Origin of the sequence: Citrobacter sp. CK198 (assembly GCF_030333295.1) — a bacterium.
GTDB classification, from domain to species: Bacteria; Pseudomonadota; Gammaproteobacteria; order Enterobacterales; family Enterobacteriaceae; genus Citrobacter_B; species Citrobacter_B koseri.
The window spans coordinates 427,442-443,723 of sequence record NZ_JAOWGE010000028.1; the positions used below are offsets into that span (position 1 = coordinate 427,442).

The window sequence follows — 16,282 nt, forward strand, 5'->3', positions numbered from 1 at the left end:
TACTCACGGCGCGAATTAAGGGGGTCAAAGTAACGATTGTTTAACCTTTAACCGTCTGCGCCTGTGCTCGAAAACGGTCGAATTTACTGGCTGCGTAAGACAATTGCAACAGCGATTATTGCGCTTCAGTGCTTTTGTTGCTTTTCATCAATCACCGGTATCCGCCACATAAAAATCAACAGGCAGGCCAGGATCGCCAGCAGCAGTATTCGTACCCACATCATATGCACCAGCCAAAGCGAGATACCGAATGTAATCAATATCAACGCAATAGCGCGCGGTTTCGCCCCCGGCGGCATCGCGCGATGCTTTTGCCAGTGACGCAAATAGCCGCCAAACCAGGAGCGGTAAAGCAGCCAGTCATGAAAGCGCGGCGACGAACGGGCAAAACACCAGGCCGCCAGTAAAATAAACGGCGTAGTAGGCAATAGCGGCAACACGACGCCCAGCGTCCCTAACACTACCGCCAGCCAGCCAATGATGATTAAAATAGTACGTTTCATAATGACAGTACGTAGCACACAAGGCTGCTACTGTAGCATAACAGTTATCATTTTCATCGGAGTGTTACATTGAAAACCGCCATGCTGTTACACAGGCTGGAAAGCCAGCTCGCCAGTCTGCGCCAGCAGAGCGCGCCGCTGGCACAGCATGCGACGCTCAGCGCACGCTTTGACAGGCATCTTTTTCGCACCCGCAGCACGCTATTGAAGGCGTATCTGGATGAAGCCGGAACCAACCTTGACGCGTTGCGCCATGCGGTTGAACAACAGACGCTACCGCAGATTGCCTGGCTGGCGGAGCGCCTGGTTTCACAGATTGAGGCGATAACACGAGAAACCGCAACCTGGTCGCTCAGGGAGTGGGACAGCGCCTCCCCGGGGCTGGCGCGCTGGCAACGTAAACGCGTAAAGCATCAGGAGTTTGAGCGTCGTCTGCTGGAAATGACCGAGGAGCGTAAAGCCCGTCTGGCGCAGGTCACCAGCTTCACCGAGCAGCAGGCGCTGCACCGGGAAATCGAGGCGTTTGAAGGCCGTCTGGCGCGCTGTCGTCATGCGCTGGAAAAAATAGAGCACGTACTGGCGCGCCTGACCCGTTAACCACTGGAGAAAATATGTCGCTTGAGAATGCCCCAGACGACGTCAAACTGGCCGTCGATCTGATCGTCCTGCTTGAAGAGAATCAGCTGCCCGCGCAAACCGTGCTACGCGCGCTGGAAATTGTGAAGCGTGATTATGAAAACAAACTAAAAAACGCGGAAGACGCCTCGCAAAGCGATTAAAAGGGAGCTGGTGCGTCTCCACCGTCAATGTCAGAGTCTGCGTTGGGACACAATGACGACGGACGGTTCATGGAACGACTTTCAACCACGCCACATGATGCGGTATTTCGGCAACTGCTGACGCAAAAAGCGATCGCGCGGGATTTTTTACAGATCCATTTACCTGACACCTTTCTTCGCATCTGCAATCTGGATTCCCTGACGCTGGAGTCAGGAAGCTTTGTCGAAGAGAACTTACGGGCCAGCTATTCAGACATCCTCTATTCCCTGCAAACTACGCATGGACCAGGCTACGTTTATGCGCTGATTGAGCATCAAAGCAAACCCGATAAATTCATGGCGTTTCGCCTGATGCGTTATGCCATCGCCGCCATGCAGCGGCATCTTGATGCCGGGCACGACACGCTGCCGTTAGTGGTTCCCTTACTGTTCTACCACGGGTCAATTAGTCCGTGGCCCTACAGCCTGAACTGGCAGAATATGTTTTGTGAGCCCGCGCTTGCCAATAGCCTTTACAGCAATGAATTTGCGCTGGTAGACCTGACCGTAATGCCGGATAATCAGATCATGCGGCATCGGCGAATGGCGATGCTGGAGTTGCTGCAAAAGCATATACGCCGACGCGATCTGGCCGAATTACAGGATCAATTAATCACGCTATTAACGCAGGAACACCTGACCCGTAGCCAAATCAGCGTGCTGATACACTATATGTTGCAGGTTGGGAATACCACGGACCCCGGCGCGTTGATCCGCAAACTGGCCAGCTGCGCCCCCCAGTATAAGGAGCAACTGATGAGCATTGCCGAATGGCTGGAAGAGAAAGGCAGAGCAGACGGCCTGCAAAAAGGAATGCAACAGGGAATGCAGCAAGGACGGCAAAAGGGCTTAGAAGAAGGTCGTCAGGCCGAAGCGCGCAGCATCGCTCTCAAAATGCTCGACAGCGGTCTGGCCCCCGATCTGATCACCCACCTAACCGGACTCTCGCCAGAAGAGCTGTCTGCGCTCTCCCATTAGAGGCACTCAGGGCGGCCTGGCCGCCCTGAACAGAACTTAGCCCACCGACGGCGTCGGATCGTCGCCTTTGATTTCGCGTTTAACTTCCGTCACTTCGTCACCTTTCTCATTGCGCAGATGCACTTCCAGCTGGTTAAAAGCGATGTCGATGTTATTTTCACGACACAAACGATCGATGGTCCGGTTCAGCTCATCCACCGTATGGCTGCGATCGCGCAGTTCACGCACGTACAGACGCAGTTCATGATCGAGCGTACTGGCGCCAAACGTGGTAAAGAACACCGCAGGTTCTGGCTCACGCATCACTTTCGGGTGCTCCGTCGCCGCCTGCAACAGCACTTTTTTCACTTTGTCCAGATCCGAGCCATAGGCGACGCCAAGGCGGATCACCAGCCGGGTGGTGGTGTCGGACAGCGACCAGTTGATCAATCGTTCGGTCACGAAGGCTTTGTTCGGAATGATCACCTCTTTACGATCGAAGTCGGTAATGGTGGTCGCACGAATACGGATCTTGCTGACCGTCCCGGAGAAGGTGCCGATAGTCACCGTATCGCCAATGCGTACCGGGCGTTCAAACAGGATAATAATGCCAGAGACGAAGTTACCGAAAATCTCCTGCAAGCCGAAACCAAGACCGACCGATAACGCCGCCGCCAGCCACTGTAGTTTGTCCCACGATACGCCAAGCGATCCGAATACCGTCATCGCGCCAACGGCAATGATGATGTAGTTGAGGATAGTGGTGATCGCATACGAAGCCCCCTGGCGCATTTTCAGTCTGGAAAGTACCAGAACTTCCAGCAGACCGGGTAAGTTACGGATCAGCGCCCAGGCCACCATTGACACAATAATGGCAAACAGCAGGCTGCCCATCGTAACATTTTTAACCACCGCAGCGCCCGCTTCCGTGCCGTTGTAGTGCCAGAGCGTGATGCTGTCGAGATAGCTGAACACGGTGATCAGATCGGACCAAATCGCCCAGAACATCACCCCGAACAGGGCAATCATCAGCAGCATGGTGATGCGCAGCGTTTGCTGGTTAACCTGTTCCAGCGCAATGGTCGGTTCTTCCTGCGGCTCCGCGCCTTCCGCCCCCTCTTTCACCAGATTCTGACGACGCGCCAGCGCACGGCGCCAGGCAATACGACGCGCCGCGACGCTCAGGCCGCGTAACACGGTCTGATACAGCAGGTTCCAGATAATCACCAGATAGACGGTTTCAATCCAGCGCCCGGACAGGCGTAGCGTGGTATAGAAATAGCCCGTCGCGGTCAACACCATCAACGCGACGGGAATGATGGAGAGCACGGTAATCGTGATCAGACGTAAACCATGCGACTCCTTATCACGCCAGCTATCGCGGCACATTGGCCACACCAGCAAAGTAATAAGCAGAAGGTTGAGGAAAATCACCACCTGCCCCAGCACATCGTCCATCAGGTGCAGCGGAGAAAGTTCAGCGACCACCGACCAGAAATGCAGCGGCAGTAGCGCCAGACTGATGCGCACAATCTGACGGCGCCAGTGGCTGGTCAATTTCGCCGGCATGCCGAAGTGCCGAATGGCAACGCCCTCTTTTTCCAGCACCTTCCAGCACAGACCGAATACCAGCCAGAACAACGCCAGCTTTTTACTGAACGCCCATAACAGGTCGCTAATATTCAACTGCATGGTGAGGAGGATCAGCCCCACCGCAAGGATTATCAGACAAACCGGCAAGGCGCGAATCAGATCGATGAAAATCGCTTTCGGCGTATTGAGCTGGCTGTCGTTACGCAATGATCCCACCGCGGCCGCCAGCTTCTCCTGGTACGCTTTAAGCCATTTCAGTCGCCAGCGAATCACCCCGGCGATCAGCAGCAAAGGCAGCCCCGCGAGGAATGCGATGAATACCGCAGGCCAGGCCTTTTCCCAGTTCACCGTAATTTTCATCGACCTGAACTGATCTTTCAGCGTTTGCGGGAAGGCTTTAATCCAGTCCCAGTCCATCGGGCGGTTACTGTTAACCCAAAAGATTTGCTGAGTCAGGATCTCTTTAAGGTTTTTCGAGACGCTCATCAGCTGCTGTTGATTGATTTGCAGGTTAATGGCCATCATCAGCTGATTGCCCAGTTGCTTATTCAACTGATCCAGCAATTCCCTGCGCATATCAACCACTTGCAGCAGCGCATCATGCACTTCGTCATTAACCTCGTCAGTGTGCCCTTCTTCCAGTTTGGCCACAAAGGCATCGTTCTGGAACAAAGCGTCACGCTGCTGGTTAACTTCAAACTGCTCCAGACGCAAATCCGCAATCCGGTTGGTCATATCGACAAGTTCATCTGCCGACGGCAGCGTTTGCTGCTGCTGATACAAGATACGCGACAACAGCAAACTGCCTCTCAGCACCGCAATCTGCTCTTTGATATTGCGCTCTGATTGCAGCGCGCGATCAAGCCAGTTTTTGACTTTGATGTTCTGCTGCATGAGCGCGTTGCCGTTTTCGGTTGCCGTGATCAGGCGCTGGCTCAGTTGATGATTGACATCCAGCTCCTGCTTCACAAGAGGGTTAGCCTGAATACGCGCCGTTTCATCCGGCGAGATCGCCTCCTGCGCCGTCTTCTCGGTTAGCGTCAGACGTTTGCTGTTGACCGCTTCCTGCAAAAGCTGGAGCTGGTGTTCCAGTCGATTGGTGTTCGCCGTGACGTAATCGCGTTGCTTTTGCAGGGTATCCTGCAAAACCGTATTGCCTTCCAGACTTTTGCGCTGCTGATCGATTTGCGCGTTAAGCAACGCCTGTTGCGCCTGTAGCAGAGCCTGTTGACTCGGGCGCAATGCGCCGTCCCCGACACTGGTGCCGTCCAGTCGATTACGGATTTGCTGCATTTGCTGCGACGCGGTATACATCGCGTTTTGCACACGCTCAGGCTGCGTCTGGAGCGAAACCAGCTGACTATTGTAAGTCGCCAGATCGTTTTGCGAGTTCTGCAAATCATCCAGCACCTGCGCAACCCGAAGTTCCAACTGGCGCAGCGAAAGCGTGCTCAACGTTTTTCGCGTTTCGTCGTCATTATCCACATCGCTGAGGGCATTCAGCGCGTCCGTCGCCTGACGCATTTTTTCCGGCGCCTGCGCGACTTTCTGACGTAATTGCGTGGTCTCCTCTTTTACCCGATCGATTTTATCAAGCGTGGCGAGCGTATCGATGAGATCCTGCTGGACCAGTTTATCCAGCGCGGAGAGGTCTTTCTGTTTACCCAGCGCATCCAGCTGGCTTTGCACGTCCGCTTTCGACGGCAGATCGCCATTCGTTTGCGCACGGGCAAACGCCAACGACTGACCGCACAGCAATAACACAAAGAAAATGATTGAGATAAAAACAAGATGCGATGAACGTTTATAGAGCTGCAACATAGTCATGGGAGTGAAGGTTTCTGAACCGGAAGAATGACCGGAAATAGTCAAGCCGCAAGAATATCACGGCGGTGACGGACAGAATAGCGGAACGGAAAATGTCCAGGATAATTCCTGGAATGATATCAGGGGCTTTCGAGGGCAGGCGCCGCTCTCAGCGTCGGGCAAAGCAGATACATTTCCAACAAGATGGCGACGTAATCTCGTGCTTCTTTTTTCAGATCAAAGGATTGCGGCGCAAAGAGCCAGTTTTCCATGATGCCGGAAATATAGCCGCGCATTAATATTGCCGCACGACGCGTCATCAGGTTTCCCGGGAGCATTTTTGCTTTAATACAATGTGTTAGCGTTTGTTCAATGCGATCATAGCTTTCCACGCAGATGCTTCGCTGCGCCTGTTGCACTACCGCCATTTCACCCACGAATTCGCATTTGTGGAATATAATTTCCATCAATAAACGTCGGCGCTCTTCCGTCACGGTTGCTTCAAGAAGATGGACTAAAATTTCTCTTAATACTGATAGTGGATCGTCGGGGAATTTTGCCTGATACTCAATCTCAAGCTCACCAATATTGGATTCTGATAGCTCCCAGATTTCACTGAATAAATCCGACTTGTTTTTGAAGTGCCAATAGATTGCACCGCGTGTGACGCCAGCGGCTTTTGCAATCTCCGCGAGCGAAGTGGATGATACCCCTTGTCGCGAGAACAAACGCAGAGCTACATCCAGGATGTGTTGCCGAGTTTCCTGTGCTTGTTGTTTGGTTTTTCGTGCCATATGTCGGTGAATTTACAGGCGTTAGATTTACATACATTTGTGGATGTATGTACCATAGCACGACGATAATATAAACGCAGCAATGGGTTTGTGGACTTTTGACCATTGATCAATTTGAAATCGGACACTCGAGGTTTACATATGAACAAAAACAGAGGGTTTACGCCTCTGGCGGTCGTTCTGATGCTCTCAGGCAGCTTAGCGCTAACAGGATGTGACGACAAACAGGCCCAACAAGGTGGTCAGCAGATGCCAGAAGTTGGGGTTGTGACGCTCAAAACTGAACCTCTACAGATCACTACTGAACTCCCGGGTCGCACCAATGCATACCGTATTGCGGAAGTTCGTCCTCAGGTAAGCGGAATTATCCTGAAACGTAACTTTACGGAAGGCGGCGACATTGAAGCGGGTGTGTCTCTCTATCAGATTGATCCTGCGACTTACCAGGCGGCTTACGAAAGCGCCAAAGGCGATCTCGCTAAAGCGCAGGCGGCTGCAAATATCGCTCAGTTAACGGTTAAACGTTATCAGAAACTGTTGGGTACGAAATACATCAGCCAACAAGACTACGATAGCGCGCTGGCAGATGCGCAACAGGCGAATGCGTCTGTTGTGGCGGCAAAAGCGGCCGTTGAAACCGCACGCATTAATCTGGCGTATACCAAAGTGACCTCCCCGATTAGCGGCCGTATCGGTAAATCATCCGTAACGGAAGGCGCGCTGGTACAAAACGGGCAGGCTACCGCCCTCGCGACAGTACAGCAACTCGACCCGATCTATGTGGATGTAACGCAGTCAAGCAACGACTTCCTGCGCCTGAAACAGGAGCTGGCGAGCGGCAAACTGAAGCAAGAGAACGGCAAAGCGAAAGTCGAGCTGGTCACCAGCGACGGCATTACCTATCCGCAATCCGGTACGCTTGAGTTTTCTGACGTCACCGTCGACCAAACCACCGGTTCTATTACGTTACGCGCAATCTTCCCTAACCCGGACCATACCTTACTGCCTGGTATGTTTGTTCGCGCACGTCTGGAAGAAGGCACCAATCCTGATGCATTGCTGGTTCCCCAGCAGGGCGTTACCCGTACGCCACGCGGTGATGCCAGTGCGTTGGTTGTCGGCGCCGATGACAAAGTGGAAACCCGTCAGATCGTCGCAAACCAGGCGATTGGCGATAAGTGGTTAGTCACTGATGGACTCAAATCGGGCGATCGCGTGATTGTTACCGGGCTGCAAAAAGTGCGTCCTGGCGCGCAGGTTAAAGCGCAGGAAGTCACCGCGGATAATGAACAGCAAGCCGCAAGCGCTAACCCGTCTGAACAGTCTAAGTCTTAACTTAAACAGGAGCCGTTAAGACATGCCTAATTTCTTTATCGATCGCCCTATATTTGCGTGGGTGATCGCCATTATCATCATGTTGGCAGGGGGCCTCGCGATCCTCAAACTGCCGGTAGCGCAATATCCAACGATTGCGCCGCCCGCAGTGACGATCTCCGCGACTTACCCTGGCGCTGATGCGAAAACCGTGCAGGACACGGTGACGCAGGTTATCGAACAGAACATGAACGGTATCGATAACCTGATGTACATGTCCTCAAACAGTGACTCCACGGGTACCGTGCAGATCACCCTGACCTTCGAATCCGGTACGGATGCAGATATCGCGCAGGTTCAGGTGCAGAACAAACTGCAACTGGCCATGCCGCTGCTTCCCCAGGAGGTTCAACAGCAGGGTGTGAGCGTTGAGAAATCATCCAGCAGCTTCCTGATGGTTGTGGGCGTCATCAACACCGACGGCACCATGACCCAGGAGGATATTTCTGACTACGTTGCGGCGAACATGAAAGACGCCATCAGCCGTACGTCAGGTGTGGGTGACGTGCAGCTGTTTGGTTCGCAGTACGCGATGCGTATCTGGATGGACCCAACGAAGCTGAACAACTTCCAGCTCACGCCAGTGGATGTGATTAACGCGATCAAAGCGCAGAACGCCCAGGTTGCGGCCGGTCAGCTTGGCGGTACGCCGCCGGTGAAAGGCCAGCAACTGAACGCCTCCATCATCGCACAAACGCGTCTGACCTCTACGGAAGAGTTCGGTAAAATTCTGCTGAAAGTGAACCAGGACGGCTCCCAGGTTCGCCTGCGCGATGTAGCAAGAATTGAACTGGGCGGTGAGAACTACGACATCATTGCGAAGTTCAACGGACAGCCTGCGTCTGGTCTGGGGATCAAGCTGGCGACCGGTGCGAACGCGCTGGATACCGCAAACGCCATCCGTGCAGAACTGAAGAAGATGGAACCGTTCTTCCCGTCAGGGATGAAGATCGTTTACCCGTATGACACCACCCCGTTCGTGACGATCTCCATTCACGAAGTGGTGAAAACGCTGGTAGAAGCCATCATCCTCGTGTTCCTGGTCATGTACCTGTTCCTGCAAAACTTCCGCGCGACGTTGATTCCGACAATCGCGGTGCCGGTGGTGCTGTTGGGGACATTCGCCGTGCTTTCGGCATTCGGTTTCTCGATAAACACGCTAACAATGTTCGGGATGGTGCTCGCCATCGGCCTGTTGGTGGATGACGCCATCGTGGTGGTAGAGAACGTCGAGCGTGTAATGTCCGAAGAAGGATTGCCGCCGAAAGAAGCCACGCGAAAATCAATGGGCCAGATTCAGGGCGCGCTGGTGGGGATCGCGATGGTGCTGTCAGCGGTATTTATCCCGATGGCCTTCTTCGGCGGGTCTACAGGGGCTATTTATCGTCAGTTCTCCATCACCATTGTGTCCGCAATGGCGCTGTCAGTGCTGGTGGCACTGATCCTGACGCCAGCCCTGTGCGCCACCATGCTTAAGCCGGTTGCCAAAGGCAGCCACGGGTCAACCAAAGGTTTCTTTGGCTGGTTCAACAACATGTTCGAGAAGAGCACGCACCACTACACCGACAGCGTAGGCAACATCCTGCGCAGCACCGGTCGTTATCTGCTGCTCTATCTGATCATCGTGGTCGGCATGGCTTACCTGTTCGTTCGTCTGCCAAGCTCCTTCTTGCCGGACGAGGACCAGGGGGTCTTCCTGAGCATGGCGCAGCTGCCAGCGGGCGCAACCCAGGAGCGTACGCAGAAAGTTCTCGATGAGATGACCGACTATTATCTCACCAAAGAGAAAGATAACGTTGAATCCGTCTTTGCGGTTAACGGCTTTGGTTTTGCTGGTCGTGGTCAGAACACCGGTATCGCGTTCGTCTCGTTGAAAGACTGGGCCGACCGTCCGGGGGATGAGAATAAAGTCGATGCGATCACCGGTCGCGCGATGGGCGCATTCTCCCAGATTAAAGATGCGATGGTGTTCGCCTTTAACCTGCCAGCGATTGTCGAACTGGGTACGGCAACGGGCTTCGACTTCCAGTTGATTGACCAGGGCGGCCTCGGTCATGAAAAACTGACGCAGGCGCGTAACCAGCTATTTGGCGAAGTTGCAAAACACCCGGATCTGCTGGTCGGCGTTCGTCCGAACGGTCTGGAAGATACGCCGCAGTTCAAGGTCGATATCGATCAGGAAAAAGCGCAGGCGCTGGGTGTTTCCATTAGCGATATTAACACGACGCTGGGCGCAGCATGGGGCGGCAGCTATGTGAACGACTTCATCGACCGTGGTCGTGTGAAGAAAGTTTACGTCATGTCTGAAGCGAAATACCGTATGTTGCCGGAAGATATCGGAAACTGGTATGTGCGCGGTAGCGATGGTCAGATGGTGCCGTTCTCGGCCTTCTCCTCCTCGCGCTGGGAATACGGTTCACCTCGTCTGGAACGCTATAACGGTCTGCCTTCAATGGAAATCCTCGGCCAGGCGGCACCAGGTAAGAGTACCGGTGAAGCAATGGCGATGATGGAAGAGCTGGCAAGCAAACTGCCATCCGGCATCGGCTACGACTGGACCGGGATGTCTTATCAGGAACGACTGTCCGGCAACCAGGCGCCTGCCCTGTACGCCATTTCACTGATCGTGGTCTTCCTGTGTCTGGCGGCGCTGTATGAGAGCTGGTCTATTCCGTTCTCCGTTATGCTGGTGGTGCCGCTCGGGGTTATCGGCGCGCTGTTGGCGGCAACCTTCCGTGGCCTGACCAACGACGTTTACTTCCAGGTGGGCCTGCTCACAACCATTGGGTTGTCGGCGAAGAACGCGATACTTATCGTCGAATTCGCCAAAGACTTAATGGATAAAGAAGGCAAAGGTCTGATAGAAGCAACGCTGGAAGCGGTACGTATGCGTTTACGCCCGATCCTGATGACGTCTCTGGCGTTTATCCTCGGTGTTATGCCACTGGTTATCAGCTCTGGCGCAGGTTCCGGCGCGCAGAACGCTGTGGGCACCGGCGTAATGGGCGGGATGGTCACCGCAACAGTTCTGGCTATCTTCTTCGTTCCGGTCTTCTTTGTGGTGGTACGCCGCCGCTTTAGCCGCAAGAGCGAAGACATTGAGCACAGCCATTCGGTAGAGCATCATTGATTCATCTCCTGTGAAAAGGCCGCGCAAGCGGCCTTTTTTCTGGATAAAAATCATAAAAAGCGCTTATTGTTAGTTTGTTTATTCACCGTAGAATAAATAAGACATATAATCCCCAGCGTGCTAAAGGCTATTCTTAGAGAGTCTGGTCATTTCTTATTTTTTCCGTTAATTAAGAAATCATTAAGATTATTCCTGGTATATCGTGAGTGTAACAGCCTTCTTAACAATCGTTGTTAGCACAAATGACGATAACTCAATGATTGCAAAAACAATAAAAAGATCGCCTCATTTCAGGCATCGTCTTTTACGGTTAAAATGTAAAATTGCGTTGGGGCAACATACTTTTACCTAATTGTAATTTTTCGTAATAGGACGATGAAATCTTTTTTAGAGTGGATTATAGTTAAAACATCAGGAGAAGAGCGCAAGTTCCAGGTCAGTTAGTTGTATCCATCCCGAAAGGTGTTCGGTTAGTTCAAGCCACTAAGAAGGGGATGCGTTATGGATGAGTACTCACCCAAAAGACATGATATCGCACAGCTTAAATTTCTCTGTGAAACCCTGTATCATGACTGTCTTGCAAACCTTGAAGAAAGCAACCACGGTTGGGTTAATGACCCTACTTCGGCAATCAATCTTCAGCTCAATGAACTGATAGAGCATATTGCAACCTTCGCACTTAATTATAAAATTAAGTATAATGAGGACAATAAGCTGATTGCACAGATAGATGAATATCTGGATGACACCTTTATGTTGTTCAGCAGTTACGGCATTAATGCGCAGGATCTGCAAAAATGGCGAAAATCAGGAAACCGCCTGTTTCGCTGCTTCGTCAATGCCACCAGGGCGAATCCTGTTAGCTTGTCATGTTAAAAATTATTACAATCATAGGTAAGATTTATGTCCGATAAACCATTAACGAAAACAGATTATTTGATGCGTTTACGACGCTGCCAGACAATAGACACGCTGGAACGTGTAATAGAGAAAAATAAATATGAATTGTCTGACAATGAATTGGCTGTATTTTACTCAGCAGCAGATCACCGTCTTGCAGAATTGACGATGAATAAGCTCTACGACAAGATTCCCACCTCCGTGTGGAAATTCATTCGCTAATTTTTGCATAACGCTATGGAGAATACGTTCGTTCTGCCTGACCGAGGGTTTCCCTGTATTTACCGTTAATTCCTATTTTACGTCTCGTGATTTAGATCACATCAAGGTAACGGGAACGTTCCCTTAAAAGGCGTTGCGCTTTACTGTACTGCGGCAGTTAATCCACAAACAGAAGAGTGCATAATGAGCGAAGAAAAGCAGAAGATGATTGCCGGTGAGTTATATTGCCCGGCCGATGAGACATTGCGCAACGACCGCCTGCGGGCGCGCCAGTTGCTTCATCGATACAACCACTCCGCACCGGACGAGAAGAATGCGCGACAGGCTATTCTGAGCGACCTGCTAGGCCAGAGCGACGGTGCGTATATTGAACCCTCCTTCCGCTGTGATTACGGTTACAATATTTACCTCGGCAAAGCATTTTACGCTAACTTCGACTGTGTGATGCTGGATGTCTGCCCGATTCATATCGGCGACAATTGTATGCTCGCGCCTGGCGTGCATATCTATACGGCGACGCACCCGCTGGATGCCACAGAACGCAATAGCGGTAAGGAACTGGGTAAACCTGTAACCATCGGGAATAATGTCTGGATCGGCGGTCGCGCCGTGATTAACCCTGGCGTCACCATTGGCGATAACGCCGTTATCGCATCAGGCGCCGTCGTGACCAAAAGCGTTCCGGCCAACGTTGTGGTCGGTGGAAATCCCGCGCGAATCATTAAAACGCTGTAAAGCGAATTGTAACTGTTATGATAAATTGTGGTTAATCTGTTACTTTTTTCATGAAGTTCGCCCTTCTAAAATGGGCTGTTCCCTGAATGTTACAGAAATCACAAAGGCAAATGATGACAGAAATACAGCGCCTGCTGACGGAAACGATTGACGATCTCAATGCTCGCGAGAAACGCGACAACAGACCGCGTTTCAGTATTAGTTTTATTCGCAAACATCCGGGGCTGTTTATTGGCATGTATATCGCCTGGTTTGCCACGCTGGCCGTCATGCTGCAATCAGACACGCTGGTGGATTCAGTGTGGCTGCTGGTCGTATTATTCGTCCTGTTGAATGGTTTTTTCTTTTTTGATGTCGCCCCGCGTTATCGCTACGAGGATATCGACGTGCTGGATTTCAGGGTTTGCTATAACGGAGAATGGTATAACACGCGCTTCGTTCCCCCTGCGCTGATCCACGCTATTCTTCAGTCACCGCATGTTGGCAGCGACCAGAAAGCACAATTACAGAAGATGATAACGCGTAAAGGCGAACTCTCTTTCTACGATGTTTTCACGCTCACTCGCACAGAAACAAGCCACTAGTTTTCTCACTGTTGCAGATGTAAAAAGTGCGTACCGTCCCTGGCACGCACTGTAGTCCCTGCAATGTTGGCAAATCATTAACGTCTTTTTTTACGACCCTGCACCGCTTTAAAACGTGGATTGGATTTGCAGATCACATATAAACGCCCTTTGCGTTTAACTATCTGGCAGTCCGGGTGCCGCTGCTTTGCGCTACGCAATGAATTCAGTACCTGCATCTTATCCTCGCTTAGCGCCAATAAAATTTCCGAAACGTTTCTGGAAACGTGCTGCGCTGCCTTCGTTATCAAAGGTTTTTTGTTTTCCGGTGTAATAAGGGTGTGATTTAGAAGACACCTCAATGGTGACATACGGATAAGTCACGCCCTCAAGCTCAATCTCACGCTCGGTTTTGATCGTTGACCCCACCTTAAAGTATTCATTCGCACTGGTATCGTGGAACACCACGGTGCGATAGGCAGGATGGATATTCGGTTTCATGACAGCCTCAATATTATGTTATAACGTAACAATAAAATACGCCGCAAATTGCCGCTTTTCAACCCTCATAATGATGTGGTTATCCTTCAACATTGTACGTTTTAAGTCGAAACAAGCCCTTATTGAGCCAGAAAGAGCAAAAGCAGTTAGAATAACGTGATTAAACGAAGGGCTTTTTTACGTTCAGATGTACTCGCCATATGCTGCATCAATAAGGATATCACCGTGACAACACGACATTTGGTCAGCCTGGTCACAGGGGTGCTCATTCTGTCTGTCCTTGCCCCTGTGGGATTAAGCCTCTGGCTCGCTCATCGCCAGGTTGAAAAGAAATTTATTGAGGAACTTAACGTCTATTCATCACGCGTAGCCTTACGCGCTGACAAAGTTGCCTCCCAGAGCAAACTGGCGTTAGACCAGCTAAACGCCTTTCGCGGTACGCCTTGTAGTAATGCGCATTTACTGACAATGCGCCGAATATCTTACAGTCTGCGCTACATTCAGGAAGTGCTATACCTCGACCAAAATATGCCTGTTTGCTCATCGCTGGAGCAAAAAAGCGCCCCCTTCGTTTTCCCCAAACCGGAAAAAATCACCCAGGACGGCTACCGCATATGGCTTACCTCGCAAAATGATTTAGGGCTCAAGCGCTTTATGGTCGCTGTGGGTAAAGAACACTATGTGGTCATGATGGACCCCGCCTCCTTCATTGATGTGATCCCATTTAGTTCATGGCATATTGATGCCGCTATTATTGGCGAAGCAAATAACATCGTGGCCGCCAGTAGCAATCGGCTCGATCCCGACATTATTCGACAATTGCAGCAGTCGCCCGGTCAATACCGGGAAGATCGCAACAGTGTCTACACAATTCAGCGCTCTCCTGAAATGAACATCGCCATCGTGACCTGGGCCTCCACGCTGCCACTACAAAAGAACTGGTATCGCCAGGCTTTTATCTGGCTGCCGCTGGGGATGATGGCGAGCCTGCTGGCGGCGGCGTTTATTCTGCGCATTCTTCGCCGCTTACAATCACCACACCACCGTTTACTGGACTAGACTGGCCCCATGAATCTCCAGACAGTTGGTATCACTTAAATTAGTGATAGTCTTAATACTAGTTTTAGACTAGTCGTTGGAGTCCGAATGATTGATGTTCTAGGTCCAGAGAAGCGCAGACGGCGCAGCGTTCAGGAAAAAATCGCCATTGTTCAGCAGAGCTTTGAGCCCGGAATGACCGTGTCGCTGGTCGCCCGTCAGCATGGCGTTGCTGCCAGTCAGCTGTTCCTGTGGCGTAAGCAATATCAGGAAGGCAGTCTCACTGCGGTTGCCGCGGGTGAACAGGTTGTACCCGCGTCGGAGCTGGCATCTGCAATGAAGCAAATTAAAGAGTTACAGCGCCTGCTGGGCAAAAAAACCATGGAAAACGAGCTGCTGAAAGAAGCCGTTGAATATGGCCGACAAAAAAAGTGGATAGCGCACGTGCCCTTGTTGCCGGAGGATGGCGAATAAGCCTTGTCAGTCGTTGCCTCCGGGTCTCACGTGCGCAACTGCATGCCATGGCCCGTCGGTCGAAGGGCTGGCAGGATCGTCGGTGCAAGCGCAAGCCTGATGATACTGAAGCGCTGGCTCGTATCCATACCGTTATCGACGATCTGCCCACCTATGGTTATCGTCGTGTATGGGCACTGCTGCGCAGACAATCAGAAACTGACGACATGGCGGTGATCAATGCCAAACGCGTATACCGCATCATGCGTCAGAATGCGCTGCTGCTTGAGCGTAAACCGGCAATACCGCCCTCGAAGCGGGCGCATAGAGGGAAAGTGGCCGTTGGAGAAAGTAACCAGCGGTGGTGCTCCGACGGCTTCGAGTTCAGCTGTGATAACGGTGAAAAACTGCGGGTCACGTTCGCACTGGACTGTTGCGATCGCGAGGCACTTCACTGGGCGGCAAGTACCGGTGGATATGACAGTGAAACCGTGCAGGACGTCATGCTGGGTGCAGTAGAGCGTCGCTTCGGTAACAGGCTGCCGACATCCCCCGTTGAGTGGCTGACAGACAACGGTTCAGCCTACCGTTCTCATCAGACGCGTCAGTTCGCCAGAATGGTAGGACTGGAGCCAAAACATACGGCGGTACGTAGTCCAGAAAGCAACGGAATGGCGGAGAGCTTCGTGAAAACGATGAAGCGCGACTACATCAGCATCATGCCAAAACCTGACGGGTTAACAGCGGCAAAGAACCTTGCGGAGGCCTTCGAACATTACAACGAATGGCATCCGCACAGTGCACTGGGATATCGTTCGCCACGGGAATATCTGCGGCGGCGAACCAGTAATGGGTAAAGCGATAAAAAGTGTCTGGAAATATAGGGGCCAATCCA

Annotated in this window: 15 protein-coding genes and 1 pseudogene; 11 read left to right on the plus strand and 5 right to left on the minus strand. The window is 51.9% G+C overall.

The genetic code is table 11. From position 1 onward, the window contains the following. Positions 1-125 precede the first annotated feature (125 nt). The gene (locus tag OGY62_RS08590; RefSeq protein WP_012133505.1) at positions 126-503 is read right to left on the minus strand and encodes a DUF454 family protein; all 378 of its coding nucleotides are present in this window, start codon (positions 501-503) and stop codon (positions 126-128) included. 69 nt (positions 504-572) lie between these two features. Here OGY62_RS08590 and priC point away from each other — a divergent pair, with 69 nt between their 5' ends. From priC to OGY62_RS08605, 3 genes are all read left to right on the plus strand, one after another. Next, positions 573-1,100, plus strand: a complete 528-nt coding sequence (priC, locus tag OGY62_RS08595; RefSeq protein WP_286459583.1) for a primosomal replication protein N'' — start codon at positions 573-575, stop codon at positions 1,098-1,100. 14 nt (positions 1,101-1,114) lie between these two features. Beyond that, positions 1,115-1,282, plus strand: a complete 168-nt coding sequence (gene rsmS, locus OGY62_RS08600) for a pleiotropic regulatory protein RsmS (RefSeq protein WP_012133507.1) — start codon at positions 1,115-1,117, stop codon at positions 1,280-1,282. Between the two features lie 69 nt (positions 1,283-1,351). Then, the gene (locus OGY62_RS08605; protein WP_060815857.1) at positions 1,352-2,299 is read left to right on the plus strand and encodes an Rpn family recombination-promoting nuclease/putative transposase; all 948 of its coding nucleotides are present in this window, start codon (positions 1,352-1,354) and stop codon (positions 2,297-2,299) included. 36 nt (positions 2,300-2,335) lie between these two features. Here OGY62_RS08605 and mscK read toward each other — a convergent pair whose 3' ends face one another. After that, a complete protein-coding gene (gene mscK, locus OGY62_RS08610) occupies positions 2,336-5,698 on the minus strand; it encodes a mechanosensitive channel MscK (protein WP_049009802.1) in 3,363 nt (1,120 codons plus the stop codon). Positions 5,699-5,817: 119 nt separating this feature from the next. After that, positions 5,818-6,471 carry a multidrug efflux transporter transcriptional repressor AcrR gene (acrR, locus tag OGY62_RS08615; RefSeq protein ID WP_012133511.1) on the minus strand — a complete coding sequence of 218 codons (654 nt, stop codon included), beginning with the start codon at positions 6,469-6,471 and terminating at the stop codon, positions 5,818-5,820. A 141-nt stretch (positions 6,472-6,612) separates the two neighbouring features. Between acrR and acrA the strand changes: the two genes are divergently transcribed. The 6 genes from acrA (at position 6,613) to OGY62_RS08645 (ending at position 13,416) form a co-directional block, all read left to right on the plus strand. Continuing rightward, entirely contained in the window at positions 6,613-7,806 is a 1,194-nt protein-coding gene (acrA, locus tag OGY62_RS08620) for a multidrug efflux RND transporter periplasmic adaptor subunit AcrA (RefSeq protein ID WP_012133512.1), read from the plus strand. Positions 7,807-7,828: 22 nt separating this feature from the next. Continuing rightward, positions 7,829-10,975 (plus strand): efflux RND transporter permease AcrB, encoded by a 3,147-nt coding sequence (gene acrB / locus OGY62_RS08625; RefSeq protein WP_012133513.1) that lies wholly within the window; start codon positions 7,829-7,831, stop codon positions 10,973-10,975. A gap of 501 nt (positions 10,976-11,476) precedes the next feature. Continuing rightward, on the plus strand, positions 11,477-11,851 hold the full coding sequence (gene tomB / locus OGY62_RS08630) for an Hha toxicity modulator TomB (protein WP_012133514.1): 375 nt from the start codon (positions 11,477-11,479) through the stop codon (positions 11,849-11,851). A gap of 27 nt (positions 11,852-11,878) precedes the next feature. Then, positions 11,879-12,097: a hemolysin expression-modulating protein Hha gene (hha, locus tag OGY62_RS08635; protein ID WP_002892050.1), complete on the plus strand. Its 219-nt coding sequence runs from the start codon at positions 11,879-11,881 to the stop codon at positions 12,095-12,097. A gap of 183 nt (positions 12,098-12,280) precedes the next feature. Then, positions 12,281-12,832, plus strand: a complete 552-nt coding sequence (maa, locus tag OGY62_RS08640) for a maltose O-acetyltransferase (protein ID WP_012133515.1) — start codon at positions 12,281-12,283, stop codon at positions 12,830-12,832. A gap of 113 nt (positions 12,833-12,945) precedes the next feature. After that, positions 12,946-13,416: a YlaC family protein gene (locus OGY62_RS08645; protein WP_024130587.1), complete on the plus strand. Its 471-nt coding sequence runs from the start codon at positions 12,946-12,948 to the stop codon at positions 13,414-13,416. A 77-nt stretch (positions 13,417-13,493) separates the two neighbouring features. Here OGY62_RS08645 and ykgO read toward each other — a convergent pair whose 3' ends face one another. Together ykgO and OGY62_RS08655 are read right to left on the minus strand one after the other, a co-directional pair. Beyond that, the gene (gene ykgO / locus OGY62_RS08650) at positions 13,494-13,634 is read right to left on the minus strand and encodes a type B 50S ribosomal protein L36 (protein WP_003859006.1); all 141 of its coding nucleotides are present in this window, start codon (positions 13,632-13,634) and stop codon (positions 13,494-13,496) included. 1 nt (position 13,635) lies between these two features. Further along, on the minus strand, positions 13,636-13,896 hold the full coding sequence (locus OGY62_RS08655; RefSeq protein WP_012133519.1) for a type B 50S ribosomal protein L31: 261 nt from the start codon (positions 13,894-13,896) through the stop codon (positions 13,636-13,638). 225 nt (positions 13,897-14,121) lie between these two features. Here OGY62_RS08655 and OGY62_RS08660 point away from each other — a divergent pair. Together OGY62_RS08660 and OGY62_RS08665 are read left to right on the plus strand one after the other, a co-directional pair. Next, positions 14,122-14,952, plus strand: a pseudogene (locus tag OGY62_RS08660) (CSS-motif domain-containing protein); the annotation flags it as partial. Between the two features lie 90 nt (positions 14,953-15,042). After that, positions 15,043-16,244, plus strand: a protein-coding gene (locus OGY62_RS08665; RefSeq protein WP_096913407.1) for an IS3 family transposase whose coding sequence is annotated in 2 segments (ribosomal slippage) — positions 15,043-15,358 and positions 15,358-16,244 — 1,203 coding nt in all. Because the reading frame shifts where the segments join, the coding sequence is not laid out codon by codon here. Positions 16,245-16,282 lie beyond the last annotated feature (38 nt).

Coding starts and splice junctions, on each gene's coding strand:
- OGY62_RS08590 (WP_012133505.1), bottom strand. CDS start 503: ATGAAACGTACTATTTTAATCATCATTGGCTGGCTGGCGGTAGTGTTA.
- rsmS (WP_012133507.1), top strand. CDS start 1,115: ATGTCGCTTGAGAATGCCCCAGACGACGTCAAACTGGCCGTCGATCTG.
- OGY62_RS08605 (WP_060815857.1), top strand. CDS start 1,352: ATGGAACGACTTTCAACCACGCCACATGATGCGGTATTTCGGCAACTG.
- mscK (WP_049009802.1), bottom strand. CDS start 5,698: ATGACTATGTTGCAGCTCTATAAACGTTCATCGCATCTTGTTTTTATC.
- acrR (WP_012133511.1), bottom strand. CDS start 6,471: ATGGCACGAAAAACCAAACAACAAGCACAGGAAACTCGGCAACACATC.
- acrA (WP_012133512.1), top strand. CDS start 6,613: ATGAACAAAAACAGAGGGTTTACGCCTCTGGCGGTCGTTCTGATGCTC.
- acrB (WP_012133513.1), top strand. CDS start 7,829: ATGCCTAATTTCTTTATCGATCGCCCTATATTTGCGTGGGTGATCGCC.
- tomB (WP_012133514.1), top strand. CDS start 11,477: ATGGATGAGTACTCACCCAAAAGACATGATATCGCACAGCTTAAATTT.
- hha (WP_002892050.1), top strand. CDS start 11,879: ATGTCCGATAAACCATTAACGAAAACAGATTATTTGATGCGTTTACGA.
- maa (WP_012133515.1), top strand. CDS start 12,281: ATGAGCGAAGAAAAGCAGAAGATGATTGCCGGTGAGTTATATTGCCCG.
- OGY62_RS08645 (WP_024130587.1), top strand. CDS start 12,946: ATGACAGAAATACAGCGCCTGCTGACGGAAACGATTGACGATCTCAAT.
- ykgO (WP_003859006.1), bottom strand. CDS start 13,634: ATGCAGGTACTGAATTCATTGCGTAGCGCAAAGCAGCGGCACCCGGAC.
- OGY62_RS08655 (WP_012133519.1), bottom strand. CDS start 13,896: ATGAAACCGAATATCCATCCTGCCTATCGCACCGTGGTGTTCCACGAT.